General features: G+C 69.9%; 14 protein-coding genes and 1 pseudogene. 5 read left to right on the forward strand and 10 right to left on the reverse strand.

The features are described from left to right. Positions 1-54: 54 nt before the first annotated feature. Together ACESM1_RS28745 and ACESM1_RS28750 are read right to left on the reverse strand one after the other, a co-directional pair. Positions 55-1,150, reverse strand: a pseudogene (locus tag ACESM1_RS28745) (DUF6880 family protein). Positions 1,151-1,282: 132 nt separating this feature from the next. Continuing rightward, on the reverse strand, positions 1,283-2,524 hold the full coding sequence (locus ACESM1_RS28750; protein WP_372624653.1) for an amidohydrolase family protein: 1,242 nt from the start codon (positions 2,522-2,524) through the stop codon (positions 1,283-1,285). A 113-nt stretch (positions 2,525-2,637) separates the two neighbouring features. Here ACESM1_RS28750 and ACESM1_RS28755 point away from each other — a divergent pair, with 113 nt between their 5' ends. Beyond that, complete coding sequence (locus tag ACESM1_RS28755; protein WP_372624654.1) at positions 2,638-3,615, forward strand: Bug family tripartite tricarboxylate transporter substrate binding protein; 978 nt, start codon at positions 2,638-2,640, stop codon at positions 3,613-3,615. A gap of 165 nt (positions 3,616-3,780) precedes the next feature. Here the strand turns inward: ACESM1_RS28755 and ACESM1_RS28760 are convergent, their stop codons facing one another. From ACESM1_RS28760 to ACESM1_RS28770, 3 genes are all read right to left on the reverse strand, one after another. Then, positions 3,781-5,358 carry an ABC transporter substrate-binding protein gene (locus tag ACESM1_RS28760; RefSeq protein WP_372624655.1) on the reverse strand — a complete coding sequence of 526 codons (1,578 nt, stop codon included), beginning with the start codon at positions 5,356-5,358 and terminating at the stop codon, positions 3,781-3,783. A gap of 59 nt (positions 5,359-5,417) precedes the next feature. Further along, a complete protein-coding gene (locus tag ACESM1_RS28765) occupies positions 5,418-6,929 on the reverse strand; it encodes a serine hydrolase domain-containing protein (RefSeq protein WP_372624656.1) in 1,512 nt (503 codons plus the stop codon). Positions 6,930-7,532: 603 nt separating this feature from the next. Continuing rightward, complete coding sequence (locus ACESM1_RS28770; protein WP_372624657.1) at positions 7,533-9,332, reverse strand: metallophosphoesterase; 1,800 nt, start codon at positions 9,330-9,332, stop codon at positions 7,533-7,535. A gap of 123 nt (positions 9,333-9,455) precedes the next feature. Here ACESM1_RS28770 and ACESM1_RS28775 point away from each other — a divergent pair, with 123 nt between their 5' ends. From ACESM1_RS28775 to ACESM1_RS28785, 3 genes are read left to right on the forward strand one after another with little or no spacing between them, the layout of a single operon-like run. Continuing rightward, entirely contained in the window at positions 9,456-10,262 is an 807-nt protein-coding gene (locus ACESM1_RS28775; protein WP_372624658.1) for an IclR family transcriptional regulator, read from the forward strand. Next, positions 10,259-11,227, forward strand: a complete 969-nt coding sequence (locus ACESM1_RS28780) for a Bug family tripartite tricarboxylate transporter substrate binding protein (protein ID WP_372624659.1) — start codon at positions 10,259-10,261, stop codon at positions 11,225-11,227. Before ACESM1_RS28775 ends, ACESM1_RS28780 begins: the two co-directional genes overlap by 4 nt. 5 nt (positions 11,228-11,232) lie before the next feature. Further along, positions 11,233-12,549 (forward strand): aspartate aminotransferase family protein, encoded by a 1,317-nt coding sequence (locus ACESM1_RS28785; RefSeq protein ID WP_372624660.1) that lies wholly within the window; start codon positions 11,233-11,235, stop codon positions 12,547-12,549. 407 nt (positions 12,550-12,956) lie between these two features. Here ACESM1_RS28785 and ACESM1_RS28790 read toward each other — a convergent pair whose 3' ends face one another. Both ACESM1_RS28790 and ACESM1_RS28795 read right to left on the reverse strand, forming a co-directional pair. Then, complete coding sequence (locus ACESM1_RS28790) at positions 12,957-13,148, reverse strand: hypothetical protein (RefSeq protein WP_372624661.1); 192 nt, start codon at positions 13,146-13,148, stop codon at positions 12,957-12,959. Further along, positions 13,145-13,909 carry a hypothetical protein gene (locus ACESM1_RS28795; RefSeq protein WP_372624662.1) on the reverse strand — a complete coding sequence of 255 codons (765 nt, stop codon included), beginning with the start codon at positions 13,907-13,909 and terminating at the stop codon, positions 13,145-13,147. Before ACESM1_RS28795 ends, ACESM1_RS28790 begins: the two co-directional genes overlap by 4 nt. Positions 13,910-14,302: 393 nt before the next feature. Between ACESM1_RS28795 and ACESM1_RS28800 the strand changes: the two genes are divergently transcribed. Beyond that, positions 14,303-15,343, forward strand: coding sequence for a calcium-binding protein (locus tag ACESM1_RS28800; RefSeq protein WP_372624663.1), 1,041 nt, complete (start codon positions 14,303-14,305; stop codon positions 15,341-15,343). Positions 15,344-15,679: 336 nt separating this feature from the next. Here ACESM1_RS28800 and ACESM1_RS28805 read toward each other — a convergent pair whose 3' ends face one another. The 3 genes from ACESM1_RS28805 to ACESM1_RS28815 are packed head-to-tail and all read right to left on the reverse strand — an operon-like array spanning position 15,680 to position 16,859. Next, the gene (locus tag ACESM1_RS28805) at positions 15,680-15,871 is read right to left on the reverse strand and encodes a hypothetical protein (protein WP_372624664.1); all 192 of its coding nucleotides are present in this window, start codon (positions 15,869-15,871) and stop codon (positions 15,680-15,682) included. A 2-nt stretch (positions 15,872-15,873) separates the two neighbouring features. After that, the gene (locus tag ACESM1_RS28810; RefSeq protein ID WP_372624665.1) at positions 15,874-16,590 is read right to left on the reverse strand and encodes a phage portal protein; all 717 of its coding nucleotides are present in this window, start codon (positions 16,588-16,590) and stop codon (positions 15,874-15,876) included. Next, entirely contained in the window at positions 16,587-16,859 is a 273-nt protein-coding gene (locus tag ACESM1_RS28815; protein ID WP_372624666.1) for a phage head-tail joining protein, read from the reverse strand. Before ACESM1_RS28815 ends, ACESM1_RS28810 begins: the two co-directional genes overlap by 4 nt. Positions 16,860-17,136 lie beyond the last annotated feature (277 nt).

The raw sequence follows: 17,136 nt of genomic DNA on the forward strand, positions 1-17,136 counted from the left end.
GGCCTGACCTGCCGACATCCACGCCTCGATCGCTGTCACCTCCAGCAAACCGAATCACGACCCAAGCGCCACCGCCAGGGGGTTTCCGGAGGTGTCCAGGTGCCGGGCGGCGTGCTTGTAGCGGGTGGACTTCGCGCCATCGAGCGTGTCCTCGATCATTGCGCGCCGGAGCAGGGTCGCGACCAACGAGTGCTTGCCTTCGATCAGCCGCGCCGCCGGACCGAGCAGGTAGTACAGGTTCCCGTCGATCTCGGAGGCCCGCGCGAGTACGAGCTGGGCAGCCTGGGTCTGGTTTGGCCATCCTGTGAAAAAGGCGAGCGCGGTGGAGAAGCTCTTGAAGCCAAGGGCGTGCCTCATGGCCCGCTCCTCGGCCTCGACGTCGTCGAAGTCCGGCAGCCTCTTCAGGTAGGCACGCAGCCGGTCGGCCGAGAGCCGCCCCTCGAACGCCGCCCAGGGCCTCGTCCTGCCTGCCTGTCGCCTCGAGCGCCTCGATGTAGGCCGCTTCCCACGCGTCGTCCGCGGCAAGCCCGGTGAGATGAAAGTCGTCGTCGCGTGCGGCCTTGGTGGCGCTCCGCTTCGGCCCTGCCCGTTCCAGCGCGGCAAGCGCCTCGGCCGCCCGGCCGGCGGCGAGAAGGCGGCGGCCGATCTGCGCGCCCTGTTGGGGCATGCGCCGTTCCTCCGGGGGCACGAGCGCGATGTAGGCGTCGACATCCGACTGGCCATCCGCCAGGGCCTGCAGGGCGGAGCGCACCACAAGCGCATGAAAGTTCCGTTCGCCCGGCTTCCCGGATCGGTCCGCCAGCACCTTCCCCAGCCGCTCCTTGAGGTGTGCCGCACCCGTCTCACCGAGGGCCGCGAGCGGGCCATTCGCGTCTCCTCCTTCCTCGTCCTCCCACCTGGGCGGAGCCCCGTGGCGCCTTTCCGGCGCCCTGGGGCCCGGCACCACGCATCCGGCACTGGCTCGGCCGCATCTGCGAACCCATTCCCTGCCAGTGGTGGCACGGCGGTGGGAGATGGCGAGGTCCATCGGCGTGCCACCCTGGGTCGTCTGCTGAGCTGACCCCTCTCGCCTCTCCAACCCGTCTCGGCAGCTCTGAGCCGACCGACGCGGCTTTTGAGCAAGGCCGAAACGCAGTGTTGGAGAGAACATGATCCCCACCAGCACCCTCACCTACTAAGGCACGCCCATCCGTCTGCGCGGCGGCATGCTGAACCTGACCGACAATTCCGAGGAACGTCGCCGCGCCGCCGGCGGCAGCATACTCGGTTTGCGGGCCCCCCCTCAGGGCCGGTGTAGCCGAGCCTTCTCGCGCGACACGGTGCGCCGGCCGCGCTTCCATGCCATCAGGGCAGGCGCGATGGTGCGCAGCGCCATCTCGGGCGTCTCCGCATCCAGCACCACCAAGTCGGCCGGATTGCCGGGCGCTATACCGTAATCGGTCTGCCGCATCAGCCTGGCGGCATCCTTCGTCACCATGTCCCATACCGCGCGCACCTCGGGGTCCGATCCGCGTTGGGTGACGATCGCCTGCATGTTCGCCTGGCGCAGAAGCTGCCCGTCGCCGAAGGGCGTGAAGGGGTTGAGGATGTTGTTCGACGCCACCGAGCACAGCACGCCCTGCTCCGCCAACCGGTTTGCATCCACCACGTTGCGCGGCACGTTGTGATCGGTGTGCCGGCCGCCGAGGTAGAGGTCGGTCGCCGTCAGGACCGTCAGCGCCACGCCGGCATCGGCCATGCGCTTCGCCACCCTGTCCATCTCCGCCCAAGGCATCGAGGCGAGCTTCGTCACGTGCCCGATCGCGACCCGCCCGCCCCAGCCGTATTTCTCGGTCAGCTCGCAGACCAGCAGCGTGTCCAACTCCTCGGCAGAGGAGCCGCTGTCGAGGTGCATGTCGATGTCCACGTCGAACTCGTGCGCCATCTCGAAGACACGGCGGATCTGCGCAGCGCGGTCGCTGTCGTAGTTGGGCGCCGCGCCGACCACCGTCGCCCCCTGCTTCAGCGCGGCCACCATCAGCTCATCCGTGCCTGGATTGTTGGTCAGCCCCTCCTGCGGCATGACGCAGATCTCGAGGTCGATCGCCCAGCGGTACGCCTCGGTCAGCGCCATGACGCCCTCGAGCCCGCGCAGGCCCACCTTCGGGTCCACCTCCACATGCGTGCGCATGCGCGTCGCGCCATGCAGCACGCAGTTCTCCAGAGTGCGCGAGGCGCGCGCGGTCACGTCCTCCACGGTGAAGGTGTGCTTGACGGCCGAGACGCGCTCCATCGCGCCATGCGGATGCCGCTGCGCCTCACAGGCGCAGCGCCCCAGGATGCAGGATTTGTCGAGATGGATGTGCGTCTCCACGAAGCCGGAGCAGACCAGCAGGCCATTGCCCTCCGCTTCCTCCTTCGCATGGGCCTCGATGCGCGGCGCGATGGCGGCGATGCGCCCGTTGGCGACGCCGATGTCCGTCGTCGGATCACCCGGCTTCGCCTCGGGGAGACGGACGTTGCGGAGGAGGAGGTCGAAATCCATCGGCGGGCTCCGGCAGGAAGATCAGGCGATCGAACCACAGGGAAGGTTGCAGGTCGATGGTACGCACCTTGCATCACTCGTGCCATTCTGACCCACCCGTTCTGGAGGATGCCGTGACCGAGACCCTTGCCCGCCGAGCCCTGCTTGGCGCCGCCGCCCTTTTCGCCACGCCGCACCTGGCGCGCGCGCAGGCCTGGCCGACGCGGCCGATCCGGTGGATCGTCAACTTCCCGCCTGGTGGTGCTGCGGACATCCTCTCCCGCGCGCTCGGCGAATGGTTCGGCAATCGGCTGGGCCAGCCGATCGTCATCGAGAACCGGCCTGGCGCCGGCGGCATGGTGGGTGCCGACATCGTCGCCAAGGCACGTGGCGATGCGCATGTGGTGATGATGTCCTCGGCCGCCTCGCACGGCATTGGGCCGGTGCTCTACGCCAACGTGCCTTACGATCCGTTCGCCGATTTCACGCATATCCACTCCGTCGGCAGCTTCCCCTCCGTGCTGCTGGTGGGGGCAGACGTCCCCGCTTCGAACGTGGCGGAGCTGATCGCGCTCGCGCGCGCGCGGCCGGGCCAGATCACCTACGGCTCCGGCGGCAACGGCACGATGAACCACCTGATCGGCCAGCTCTTCGCCCGCGCCGCAGGCATCGAGTTCACGCATGTGCCCTATCGCGGCTCCGCCCCGGCGATGGCGGACCTGATGGGCAGGCAGATCCCTGCGCTGATGGAAAGCGTGCCGACCGCGCTGGGCAACATCCGCGGCGGCCGCATGCGCCCCCTCGCGACCAGCGAGGCGGAACGCTCCAGTGCCCTGCCAGAGGTGCCAACCTTTGCCGAGGCCGGGTTTCCCGCCGCGACCTCGACCAACTGGTTCGGCTTCTCGGCTGCCGCCGGCATCCCGCCCGAGATCGCCGCGCGCTGGGAGCGCGAGATCGCCGCCGCGCTCGCCAGCCCGCAGGTGCGGGAGCGCTTCGCCTCGATCGGGGTGCGCCCGGGCAACCTCGACGCGGCCGGCTACACGGCGCTGATCCGCGGGGAACTTGCCCGCTGGCGGGAGGTGATACTCGCGGGGAACATCCGCGTGGAGTGAACGGCCGGGCAGCGGGTAATTTCCTGGTCAGGCTGCCCAAACCTTCATCGATGTCCCGCGGCTTGCGGGCGGGATCTCGGCGGCCTGCGAGCGCGGCTCGCCCGCCTTCACGCGCTCTGCATCGGCCAGGCCCGGCTTCGGGCCCGGCCGGTGCTCCGCGTTCGCTCAGTTCTTCTCGACGTTCCAGAACACCATCACCGGCGCATTCAGCACCGCCGAGACATTGGCCCGCCTCGCATAGGGCTGGTCGAACTGTCCGAGCACGCGATAGGGCTGCGTCTGTGCCAGGCGGCGGTGCAGCGCGTCCGTCGCGGTCCGCCGGGCGGCGTCGTCCGGAGCGTCGAGCGCCGCGGCGCGAAGGCGCTCCGCCTCCTCGTCGCAGGGCCAGCCGACCCAGGCGCGGGCGCAGGCGGAGTTGGTGCCGATGTTGGTCATCGGCGACTGCATCGTCGCGCCGGATGCATAGGTGACGAACATGTTCCAGCCGCCCTCGGCCGGCGTGCCGCGGTTCTGCTGGCGCGTCGCCACCGTGCCCCAGTCGGCGTACTGGAGTTCGACATTGAAGCCGACGCCGCGGAGGTTGGCCGCGACAACCTCGGCCGCGCGGCCGATGAGCGCGATGTCGGTCGTGGTCGGCAGCACCAGCTTCTCGCCGCGATAGCCGCTCTCGGCCAGCAGGCTTCGTGCGCGGGCCAGGTCCGGGCGGGCATAGGGCTCCATCCCCGCCTCGGTGCCGTTCGGCGTGCCGCAGATGAAGTAGGAGGCGCAGCGCCGCCACCAGCGCTCATCGCCGACGGCGCCGGCCATCACCTCGCCCTGGTCGGTCGCGAGCGCCAGGGCCTGACGTGCCCGCTCGTCGTTGAAGGGTGGATAGAGGTGGTTGGGCCGGAGCATCACCTGGTTGGCCAGGTTGGTGTAGCGCTCCACCCGGATGTTGCGGTTGCGCGAGATGACGGGGACGAGGTCCTGGGCCGGCTGCTCCCAGATGTCGATCTCGCCGGTCTGCAGCGCGGCCGCTGCGGTCGCGGGATCGGGCATGATGAGCCATTCCACGCGGTCCACCCGCACCTGCCGCCCGCCGGCCAGGCCATCCGCCGGCTCGGCCCGGGGGACGTAATCCGGGTTGCGGTCGTAGACCAAGCGCGCGCCGGACCGCCACTCGTCGCGGTTGAAGCGGAAGGGGCCGGAGCCGATCGTCTGCGTCACCTGCTGCGCGGCATCCGTGCGGGCATCGCTCTCCCGCATCACGATCGGGATCATCCCGACGGCCGAGCCGAGCGCGAAGGGCACGAAGGAGGCGGGGCGGTGGAGGCGCAGCGCGATCGTCCGCGCATCCACCTCCTCCAGCGAGGCGACGTATTCGCGCAGCTTCGAGCCCACCGTGTCGCGCTGCATCCAGCGGTTCAGCGAGGCGACGACGTCACGCGCCGTCACGGGCTGGCCGTCATGGAAGCGCAGGCCGTCCCGCAGCGCGATGGTGTGCGTCAGCCCATCGGGCGAAACCTCGTGCCGCTCCGCCATCTGCGGGCGCGGGTTCAGGTTCGAATCCCAGGCGAACAGGCTCTCGTAGATCATCAGCCCGTGCATGCGGGTGATGACGATGGAGGCGACCACAGGATCGAGCGTGCGCAGATCGGCATGGGGCGCGACGCGGAGCACCCGGCCCGGCGCGGGTTGCGCCTGCGCCTGGCTGCCGAGCGCAGCAAGGCAGGCGCAGGCCAGCAGCATGCGACGGAGTGTCATTCGATCGTCTCCTTGTTTTCGGTAGGCGGAATTGCGCACCCGGGCCGGCCGTCCCGAGGTCAGGTGCGGTGGAAGCGGAGCACGCGCGAGCGATGCGACATGAGGCGGAGCGTGCCATCCTGGTCCAGCGCCAGCAGCGGCCGCTGGCGCCAGGGGCCGTGGTGCCGGTCGGCAAGCGCGCGGCCACCCGGAAGGGGACGCAGCGGCGAGGTGTCGGCGGGAGCGCTGCCGGGAAGGCGCACCACGCCATTCGCCGTGACCTCCAGCTCGGCACCGAAACCACGCTCGCGCCATGTGCCGACCAGGCGTGGGTCGAGGGCGGTGTCGGCACGCACCGGCAGAAGGCGACGCTGCGCGCCCCCGATCCGTCCCTCGACGGCACCACCGGCGCCGAGCCGCAGCGCCGCCTGCAGATAGGCGGGTCGGGTGCGGACGCCGTCCCCGGCTCCGAAGAGCGGCTCGGTGGCCCCCATGAAGCAGAGCGTCGTTCCGTCCAGCTCGGCCCAGGCCTCACCGACCTCCTCGGCATAGAGCCCGGAGGGCAGCGACGCCGGTTCGGGCAGCGCCTCGCCTGTGATCGCCGCCATCACCCGCATTGCCGCTGCGAGTGGATCCAGATCCTCGCGGTTCGCGACGAGGGCGACGCCGCAGCCGAGTGCCGGCGCGATCAGGATGTGCGTCTTGATCCCCGGCAGCGACCCGCCGTGACCGACCAGGGCAGTGCCCCCGAGCGTCACGCAAGCCAGGCCGAGCCCGTAGCTGGAGGGCGAGCCGTCAGCGAATCGTCGAGGCCCGGAAAGCGCCTCGAGCAGGCCAGAGGCCGCGCCGCGACCGGCAAGCAGCGCCGACCCCCAGCGTGCGAGGTCCATGCCCGAGCCGGCGAGCCCGCCGGATGGCGAGAAATGCAGGCCGTAGCGCCCGCGCCGCCACGCCGTGCCATCATGCCAGCACGGTGTGGCCAGCCCCGGGATCAAGACGCCCTCATCGGCCGGGAAGGCAATTCCGCCAAATCCGAGCGGTTCCAGCAGCAGGCGCCGCAACGCGTCGCCATACCTCTCGCCGCGCGCGGCGAAAGCAGCGCCGGCCAAGCGCCAGCCGGTGTTGGAGTAGGTCATCTCCCGCCCGGGCGGGCCGGCCGTGCCGGGCAGGCGTTGCACGAAGCGGAGCAACTCCTCCTCGTCCAGGCCAGCGGTGAAGCGCTGGCCGAGGAGCCAGAGCGTCTCCATCACGTCCGGAATGCCGCCGGTCATGTCGAGCGCGCGGCCAAGCGGCACTGCGCCAACCGTCTCCGGAAGGCCAGGCACCAGCTCTCCGAGTGGCGCGTCGAGGTCGAAGCCTGCGAGGAGCACCGCCGCGGCGCAGAACTGCTTGCTGATGGAGGCCCAGCGGGAGGGCGTGTCAGGCGAGAAGGGGATGCGGTGCTCCGGCACCGCATGGCCGCCCGCCGCCGAGGACTGCGGGCCCGCAGCATCGAAGATCACCACCGCGCCACCCGGCCCATCGCACTCGGACCAGGAAGCGGCCATGGCCTTTGCTTCCTCCGCAGCGCGGGTCAGGTCGGGGTGGGGCATTCCTCGCTCCAGGCGGGCCGTCGGGCGAGAACGGTAGGGACGCACACCGGACGTAGCAATCCACAGCGGTGGCCCGTTAAGCATGGATAACCTCGGCCGCCAGGGTCCCGCTGCACCGCGCCCATTCCCCACGATTTGGCTGGACGAGGTCTGCTCCGAGCGTGATTGAGGTCATGGAGGGTGCGGGATGAGGGTCACCCTGCCTGCTGCGGCAGGCCCCGGTATGCCGCCGAGCCGCAGGGCGAAGGACCGCGCCTTTCGTCACGCCGAGGTTTCCGGCCTGCCCCCTCGTGCGCGCTAGCCCGCGATCGCCCTGGGTGTGCACGCCGCAGGCGGGCACGCCAGGGCGTGAATCGCCGGCTCGAAAGGGCTGGACCCGAGTTGTCCGGGCACAGTCCGGGCAACTCGGGTCTAGGCCTGGGGTGCGGGACGCCGGTGCGGGATGCGGAACGATCGACACCGCAGCGGAGGGCAGCCCGTCGGCGTGGGGACGCATCCCGCCTGCGCCGGCGGCCACCGAAGAGACCGGGCGTGGCGCCTCGCGCGCGGGAGAGGGGGCCGGGACAGGCTGCGGGAGAGATGCGGGACCGGTGGGGACGGGCGCTATCGAACAGTCGGGAGTTCTGCCTGCCGGCGTGCCAGCGCCAAGCCCGCAGCGCGGGGGCGCATTCGCCGGTCAGCCAGGCCGTTGCGTACGAAATAGCCGCGATCGATGTCGAGCAGCGTGTCCGTCCACACGGTCAGCGCATTGTGGCGCGCTGCGCCCTCCGCGGCAGCGAGGATGCGCTGTGCGATCGCCTCGTCGTCCGTCCAGCTCTCATCCGGACGCGTGGGGGAGAGGCAGATGGTCACCGCCCCTTCGCAGCCGAGTACTGAGGCGCGTTCCGCGACGGCGGCGATACCGGAAGCGACGTCCATCCCGCGGCCAATGCGCGCCATCCAGCCGCTGAAGGCGCCGGCGGGCGCAAGCCGCAGCGCGTCCGGCGCCTGGTCCGGTGGCAGGCCGGCCCCGACGAACAGCGCTGCGGCCGCGGCGCCTGGACGCGTCGCGGTGCTCAGCATCGGCGCCAGCACGCGGCGCGCCGGCAGCCGGCCTGCCGGCACCGCGCACAGCACCGCGCCTGCGGCGGCGATGTCGGCCTCCGGCAGCACGATCTCCCACCCTTCCAGCAGCGCCGCGTCGCGAACGAGCAGATCGAGCAGAGCGGCACCTGGCACACCCTGCGTGGCGAGCCAGAAGCGGAAGCCTTCGCGGGCCAGCAGCGCCACACGCGCACGCGGCACTGGGTCCTCCAGGTCGTCCAACGGGATGCGCAGACGACTCAGGCCGAGCCGCCAGAGAAGCTGCACCGTGCGATCATCGCGCACGAGGCGCCGGCGGAAGGGCGCAGTCGGCGGGTTGGTGGGCAGTGCCACCAACTCCGACCAGGGGTGGTGCAGCGGCACCCCGAGCAGTGGCGCCTGCCCCCTGCGCGGATGGATGCCGAGGCCGACGAAGGCACCCGGCGGCGGCGCGGGATCCTCCGTGCCTTCCGTCGGCACGGGATGCAGCGCATGGCCCTGCACCAACACGTCGAGCACGGCGAAGCCGAGGCGCCCGGGTTCATTCCTGCCGAACTCTTCTTCTGGTGCGGGGGCGACGCGCGACAGCTCGGCATAGTCGCGCCGCGCAAAGGCAACGGAGGGCACGACATGCAGCAGCGTATCCCCCACGCGGTTCAGGAAGAATGCATGCGCGTGCCCAGAGAGGATCGCCTCCACGCCATGCTGCCGAGCGAGCTCCAGCAGCCGAGCACGCGGCGCCGCGTCCAGATTGTCGTAATGGCCGGGCTCCGCCGGGTCGCGAACGAAGGGCGGATAATGCGTGAAGAGGAAGACCCGTTCATCTGCTGCGCGCGCGGCCGCAAGCTCCTGCCCCAGCCAGTCCCACTGCGCCTCCTCTGCCTGCGTTGCGCTGCCGAACAACGAAGCGCAGACCAGCACGATGCGGCAGCCCGCAACGCGGTGAGACTGCCAGAGCGGGCCGCTGCGGCGCACCCAACCTTCGGCCCAGGCAGCACGCGCCGCAGCAGCCGGCATGGCGGGGTTGGGCTTGTCGCCGATGTCATGGTTGCCCGGCGTGATCAGCATCGTCCCCGCGAGCGGCGCGAAGATCTCCGTGGCGGCGGCGAAGGCGGCATCCTGGTCCGGCAGTGCCGGCAGCGGATGCACGACGTCCCCGAGATGCACGACGAGACCGGGCGCCAGCGCACGGATCCAGCCGACCGCAGCGCGCGTGCGGCGATTGCTGCGCGGCAGGGCCACGCCCGTTTCCGCTTCGAGATGCGTATCCGCGATGACGGCGATGCGGAGTTGTACGCCGCCGAGACTTGCCTGGGCATGTCTCACATCATCGAACATCATTCATCTCTTTCAGCTCGACTTTTAGCTTCCTAGCTTGACAGAACATCCTGGCGCTTCGCAAGCTGGTTACGGACCTGCAGAGATGTGCGACATCATCGGATGACAACGGTAGCAGGGCGTATCGTGAGGGTGCAGGCGCTGGAGCGGGCGGAACGCCTCCTCGACGTTGTCGCGCACCACCACCCCAAGGGCATCACGCTCGCGCGCCTGGCGCCGGCGGTGCGGCTGCACCGCTCCACGGCGTTCACACTGCTGTCCTCCATGGTCGTACTTGGCTTGCTGGAGGCGCCGACGGACGGGGCAGGCTATCGGCTCGGCGTGAAGCACTTGGCGCGCGGCCTTGCGGTGCAGCGCGGTCTCGGGCTGATGACCTGCGCCGGCGACGCGCTGCGCGCGCTGTGCCGCGCAACGGGTGAGACGGTGAATCTCGCCGTGCCGCAGCACGACGCCGCGCTCATCGTCGAAAGCATCGAGGGCACGCACGCCATCCGGGCGACCGGCTATATCGGCACGGCCTCTCCCTACCACGCCACCGCCTGCGGCAAGGCGATCCTCGCCTTCCTTCCGGATGCCGAATGCGCCGCACTGCTTGCCGCGCCGTTGCACGCCTTCACCCAGTACACCATCACGGATGCTGCCGCGTTGCGCGCCGAGCTCACGCGCATCCGGTCGCTCGGCTGGGCGATCGACACGGAAGAGCACGAGCCTGGCGGCATTTGCGTTGCGCGACCGGTGATGGACGCAGCGGGCCGGGTCTGCGGCGCGGTCAGCGTGGCCGGAATCGCGCAGCGGATGACCGATGGCGCGCGGCTGCGCGTCGCCGGGCTGCTGCGTCGCGCCGTGACGGAGATCGAGCGCCGCATGCAGGGTGGCCCGCCCACCCGCGATGCGCTCAACCTGCAAACCCTCGAGGAGGCTACGCAGTCATGAGACGTCGTCACTTGGCCGCGCTGTTCAGCGCGGCGATGCTGTCCGCCGTGACCGCGAGAGCGCAGCCGCAAGCTGCCGGCACCATACGGATGGTGGTGCCCTTCCCACCCGGCGGCGCTTCCGACGTCATCGGACGCATCGTTGCAGAGCAGATGCGCGACCGCCTCGGCATGCCGGTCGTCGTGGACAACCGCGCCGGTGCTTCGGGCAACATCGGCGCCGACATCGTCGCCAAGGCGCGGCCGGATGGACTGACGCTGCTGCTCGCCTCCGCTTCCACCCACGGCATCAACCCGACATTGATGGCCCGCATGCCTTTCGACTCGCGCCGCGACTTCACACCGGTGTCGCTGGTGGTGATGGTGCCGACCATCCTCGTCGTCACGGCCAGCTTGCCGGTGCGCAACGTCGATGAGCTGATCGCCCATGCCCGCGCGAATCCGGGCAAGCTCAACTATGGATCCGTCGGCAACGGCACGACGCAGCACCTCGCGGGCGTGATGCTGCGCGAGCGAACGGGTGTGGACATGGTGCACGTGCCCTATCGCGGCCAGAACCTCCTGGTCCCGGAGCTGACGACGGGCCAGATCCACCTGGTCTTCAACAACATCGCCGCCGTCCGGGCCGGCATCGAGGCCGGGCAGCTTCGCGCCCTGGCCGTTGCCCTGCCGGAGCGCTGGCCGACCCTGCCGAACGTGCCGACCTTTGCCGAAGCCGGGCTGCAGGATTTCCAAGTCAGTTCCTGGCTGGCGCTACTCGGCCCCGCCGGCATGGCGGCAGGAACGGCGGAAAGCTACGCCGCGGCCGTGCGTGCGGCCGTGGCGGATCGCGATGTGCGGGCGCGGCTGATCCAGGCCGGTGGCCTGCCGATCGGCAGCGCGCCGGCGGAGACGGAGAGCTTCATCCACAACGAGATCAGGAGCTGGGGACGCGTGGTGCGTGCCGCCGGCGTGCGCGTGGAGTAGGCCTCATGGAGGGCATTGCCGCGGAGCGTTTCGCCGCCTCCCGCGCTTGGCACGAACGGGCGCGCCGTGTGTTGGCCGGCGGCGTCTCCTCACAGTTCCGCGCGGCTGGCGTGTTCCACCCGATGCATTACGTCCGGGCGGAAGGTGCGCGGGTCTGGGACGCCGATGGCAGTGAGCTGCTGGACTACACCCTCTCGCAGGGGCCTTGCATCCTCGGCCATTCCCATCCCGAGCTGTTGACGCGCGTAGAGGCCGCACTCGCGCGTGGCCAACTCTACGCCGGTCAGCACGAGGAAGAGGTCCTGCTCGCCGAGGCACTGCAGCGCCTGCTGCCCTGCGCCGAGCGGCTGCGCTTCGCCTCCACCGGATCGGAGGCGGCGCAGGCCTGCATCCGCCTTGCCCGCGTGGTCACGGGCCGGCAGCGCATCATCAAGTTCGATGGCCATTATCATGGCTGGCTCGACAGCGTGGCGTTCAACGTGGCGCCGCCCGGCAACAGTGCCGGCGGTCCGCCGGTGCCCTGGTGCGGCGGCATCGCGGAGAGCGTCGCGGCGGACCTGATCTGCCTGCCCTGGAACGATCTCGATGCGGTGCGCCAAGCGATGGCGAGGCATGGCAACGAGGTAGCCGCGATCATCACCGAGCCGGTCATGTGCAACCAGGGCTGCATCGAGCCTGCACCGGGGTTCCTGGAAGGGCTGCGGGAGGTCTGCGATGCGCATGGGTCGGCGCTGATCTTCGATGAGATCATCACGGGCTTCCGCCTCGATATCGGCGGTGCGCAGGCCTACTTCGGCGTCACGCCGGACCTCGCGCTCTTCGGCAAGGCGCTCGGCTCCGGCTTTCCGATCGCCGCCATCGCCGGGCGCGCGCGCTGGATCGCGCCGCTGGAGGCGGGTGCTGCCTACCATGCCGGGACGATGAACGGGAACAACGCCTGCGTTGCTGCCGCCCTCGCCACCGTGGAGATCCTGGAACGCGACGACTGTGCGGCGCTTCGCCACATCGCGAAGCTCGGCGGCGCACTGCGCGATGGGCTGGCGCGGCTCGGCGCGAAGTATGGGCTGCGGGTGCAGGGGCCGGGGCCCATGTTCCATACCGGCTTCTCCGGGCTGAAGCGTGCCACCGAGTATCGCCACATCGCCGCGGATGACCGCGCCGCCTACCAGGCCTTCTGCCGCGCCATGCTGCTGCAAGGCGTAAGGGTGATCGAGCGTGGCCTGTGGTACGTCTCGGCGGCGCATACCGAGGCGGATATCGCCGACACGCTCGCTCGCGCCGAAACGGCTCTGGAAGCCGTGGTGGCAGCACAGCGACCCTGAAGCTCCTGTTGCTGCCGGCTATGTTGCTACGCCCGACAAGCGCGGGACGTGGAAAACCATACGCCACCGTTGCGCTGCGCGAGCCGGTTCAGCCGGGGCCCCACGGCTGGCCACCGCCTGCCGGGGAGGATGCAGGGCAGCGCGAGAGGGGGCGTGGGAGGAGCCCGTGACGATCTGCAGGTTCGGCATTCGCAGGCTGGCGCTTTCTGGTCGGAACGAGATGCTGGGCAAGCTGGGCCTGAGGGCATGGCCGATGAACTCGACCGAGAAGCGGTAGCCCGGGCAGGTGAGCGAAATGAGTTTGCTCACCTCCTGGCAGCCACCCGGGCCAGCGGAACTCCGCCCAGCCCTCCGCGAAGGCATCGCCAACGCATGCGGCCACGTTGTCCAAATGGCCAGAGTCGAGCTCAAGCCCTGCCCTTGGTCGGCGTCGCACGCGATCCGCGGGACGCCGCGGCCCGCCCGACTGGCGGGCGCCAGTCGCCGCGCGGCCGGGCACGCCAGCCGAAGCGATGGTCGCCCTCCAGCAGGTGCAGGTGGTCGCGCAACCGGTTGCGGCCGAGCCAAGCGACCGCCGCCTCCAGTCCGGCCAGCGTCATCTCCGCGCGCGACTTGCCGCCCGTCGCGCTTCAGCACGGCGTTGTAGGCGTGATACAGGCCATCCCAGCGCTCCGGCGCCGCGCGGCCCCGTCACGCCGGCGGCGGTGTCCTCCACCGCCTGCGCCGCCACGAGTTCCGCCACGCGCCCTCGCAGCCGCCGCTCGGCCGCCGAGGGTGCCTCCAGCAGTGCGCCCTGCCGATCCGCCTCGCGCGCCGCGGCGAGGCCCGCCGCGAAATCGGGGCCGGGGCGCAGCGTAGACAGCCGCAGCGCGAGCGCGTTGCTCTCGAGCGGCACGATCCCGCTCCGCTCGCGCGCCTCGGCCAGCTCGTCCTCCAGCCAATCCGGGATCGGCAGCGCCGGCTGCCGCGCCGAGCGCGGTGGCTTCGCGCGCGTCCCTTGCTCGCGCTCCATCCGCCAGCGGAAGCGCGAAGAGCGGGTCGTCGGGATGGAAGACCAGCGCGCGCTGGGCCTCGTATGGCCCGGCCTGCAGGTCCACCCGGGTCGCCCGCGCCACCATCTCTCCAGCTCTTCGGTGATCAGGCCGAGGGCGGGGACGAAGTTGCGGGCGCGGGCGCCGGTGCTCCACACCACCTCCACGGTGCGCGCGGCGCGATCGACGGTGGCAGGCGCAGTGATGGCGCGGTGCGCCACGATCGACTGCCCACCGTTGGGAACCGGCACGGCTGGAGCGGGTCGATCGGGCGCAGCATCGGCTTCCGGCCCGGCGTTGTCGCCGCCGTGTTCGATGTTTTCGGTCATGCGGAATCGTCCTGTGCTGACAGCCACGTCAGTGAGGCGCCCAGATTCTTATCGCTGGGTGGCGGGCTGCCGTGCAGTTCAAGCGCCAATGCCCGGCCCCTAAACCGGATAATTCGCGCGGGCTGACGGGCATGATGCAAGCAACTGATCGGCAGCAGATTTCGGCTGCGGCACTCGAAACCAGCCGTTTGCGGCGGGACGCGGCGTCGAAGCGGTCGGCCGCCGCCTTAGCCAGTTGCCTGCATCGAGTTCGAGAAGGCTGCTCGGCTTCCCGCGTGACATGCTGGCCTGTTCCTTTGGGAACACGTCCTGCCCTGCGCGCTCTGCCAGAAAGCGGTGCATGAGGTCGGGCAAGACAGGCCGATTTCTGAACCGCTGCCACGGGAGACGGAAATGGTTTTCAACAACGGCAAATGGAAGTTCGGAACCGCAGGTGCAAACACCTACGACATGAACGGCCAGCCGGTCTGGGACGTCGCCGACAATTACGACGCCGGGGCAGGCAGTGATCTCGTTTACGGCAACATCGCCGACAACGTGATCAGGGGTGGCTCTGGAAACGACACCATCGATGGATGGTGGGGCAACGACACCATCGACGGTGGCCTCAACGACGATGTCCTGAAAGGCGATCTCGGCAACGACTCGTTGGACGGTGGCGATGGCAACGACGTTGTGTCAGGCGGTGACGGGTCAGACACTTTGAAGGGCGGGGCGAATTCCGACCGGCTCCACGGTGGAGAAGGCTCCGACAGCATTAGCGGTGGGAGCGGCAACGACACGCTCGAAGGAAATGGCGGGAACGATACCCTAGCCGGCGGCACCGGCGCCGACATTATGTTCGGAGGCGATGGGACTGATCGGCTGCTCGACGGGTCGAGCGAAGGCGTTGCCGACACAATGTCCGGGGGAGCAGGGGGCGACTTTCTCGAGAGCCTGGGCGGGGGCGATGCCATGAGCGGCGGCGCAGATAACGATCGGTTCTCGTTCGGCGACGCCGAGGCCTTCAGATTGCTCGGCGGGTCGATCGACGGCGGCAGTGGCCGAGACACCGTCATTTTCCAGAGCGCCACTGACATCTCCCTATTCGGGTTCATGACGTCGGTCGAGATTCTGGACTTGCAGGCCAGCAGTGACCAGACGTTGAGGCTGAATTTCAGCGAGGTGAGGTCCTTGTCGGACACGGACACCCTCACCGTCCGCGGCGAGGCGGGTGACCGTCTGTTCCTGAGCGATCATGTCATTGGGGACGCCCTTGATGGCGGTCGCTGGGCAGCGGGCCCTATCAGCAACCCCGACAGTAGTGGCGAGCGCGTGCAGACCTACAACTATCTGGACCAGGACGACGACTGGACGGGAATCAGCGTGGTCGTCGACACAGAGGTCGAGGTGCGGTTCGAGGCACTTTTGCAGCTCGATGTGTTCTGGATCTAGCCCGGATCATTCACGTGTGCAGTTCGCAGCGATTTTCGTGTCCTCGTCCTGACCAGCGCAGCCAACTGCCGCGCGGCACAAGCCAAGCCACGCGGGCGCATCTGCTCCGGCGGCGGCGCTGCGGGCGTCGCTGGTGCCGCGTTCTCTGCCGCCGGCAGGGACAGCGCATCGGCCATACGCGCCCAGCAGCCTTGCCCCAGACGTCCATGCCGAGCGCCGCCGTGGCAGCCCAGGTCGGCCGCCTTCGCGGTTAGAGCGGGCCGAAAGCGGTCGCGAAGCGCTCCCAATTGGTCAGGCCCGCGAGGCGCACCAAGGGAGGGCGAGGATCGACGAGGTTCACCAGAGCCGAGCGGAAGAACTCGGAGTGCTCCACACCACCTGAACGGTGCGGGCGCTTCGGTCGACGGTGGCGGGCGCGGATATCGCGCGGTGCGCCACGATCGACTGCCCAGCGGTGGGAAGTCGATCAGGCGCAGCATCGGTCTGCGGCGCGGCATCGCTGCCGCTCGGTTCGATGGTCTCGGTCATGTTCAGCCCTCTGCTGGTGTCGCGCGCGGCGGCGCGGCCGCGCCGGTGGCGGCGATCTCGACCGCGGCCATCTGCGCGGCGTCCTGGGCGGCGCCGGACTTCGCGACCCGGCGCGGATCGGTGTCGAGGGAGATGCCGGCCTCGTCGAGCAGCGCATTGGCCTCGCGGATCATCTCCACCGCGGCGCGGAAGTCGTAGCCGAAGGCGCCGGCCGCCTCGGGCTGCGGCACGAAGCCGGCACGCACCTGGGCGATCAGCGCCGTGGTGTCCTTCAGCGGGTCGATCACCTCGTGCGCCGGCGGCACGTGCGACACACCGTCCGGCATGTCCGCCCCCCACAGCCCGAGCAGCGCGCCCTGTGAGTGGAAGAGGTCCGCGATGGGGCGCACCAGCATCGGGATGAGCATGCCGTACTGCACCTGCTCGCAGAGCCGGCGGAACTCGATCTTGCCGGCGCGGAGCGAGGAGTAGTTCGCCTGGGTGAGGTCTCCGGATACCTGGTCGTAGGTGAGGCCGGCGCCGACGGCCGCGGCCTCGAGCGCGCGGCGGGCGAAGGCCGCGTGCGAGCCGCGGCCGGAAGGATTCACCACCTCCACGCTGCCCATGCCGCGGCGATACAGGATCATCCCCGGCTCGAAGCTCTCGACGGTGCGGCCCTGGGCGTCGCGGAGCAGGCCGGCCGCGGCGCCGGTCAGCGCCTCGTCGCCCTCCTCCGTCACCACCGCGGCGAGGCAGGCCTCGATTCTTCGCCTTCATCAGCAGCGCCGCCTCGTAGTCGCCGAGGTCGCGCAGCGGGACGGCGCACCGTGCTGTTCTCCGCCCCGTGCAGCACTGCGAGGGCGCGGCCGAGCTCATCGAGGGTCCGATACTCCACCGTGCGCCCCTCGAAGCTCACGCGTGTAGTGCCGCCGGTGTAGGCGGCGGCGAGAACCGCGGCGCGGCTGCCGGCGGGCTGCGCCAGCGCCCAGGCGAGGACGGTTGGGTCCATGCGCGTCCTCTCAGAGCCCGCTTCAGAATGAAGGCGGGCCATTTGCCGAGGACGAAGGGATGCTAACCGAGCTCTTCGTGTGCGCCTGACGGACCCCATAAGCATGTAGGACGACACGGTCAGTCCGGCTCGCTCCGTGGGCTTCCGCCATTTTCCGGCCTACGGGAAAACCATAGGTTAGTCGGCCGTGAACAACCCGGAAGTCTGCGGAATTCCTGGGGTTTCCGGCCGGCAGAAGTATTCGCGTTTGCAAGGCTCCTGTCCGGAGCGGGCGAAA

Origin of the sequence: Falsiroseomonas sp. (assembly GCF_041690465.1) — a bacterium.
Classification (GTDB): domain Bacteria; phylum Pseudomonadota; class Alphaproteobacteria; order Acetobacterales; family Acetobacteraceae; genus Falsiroseomonas.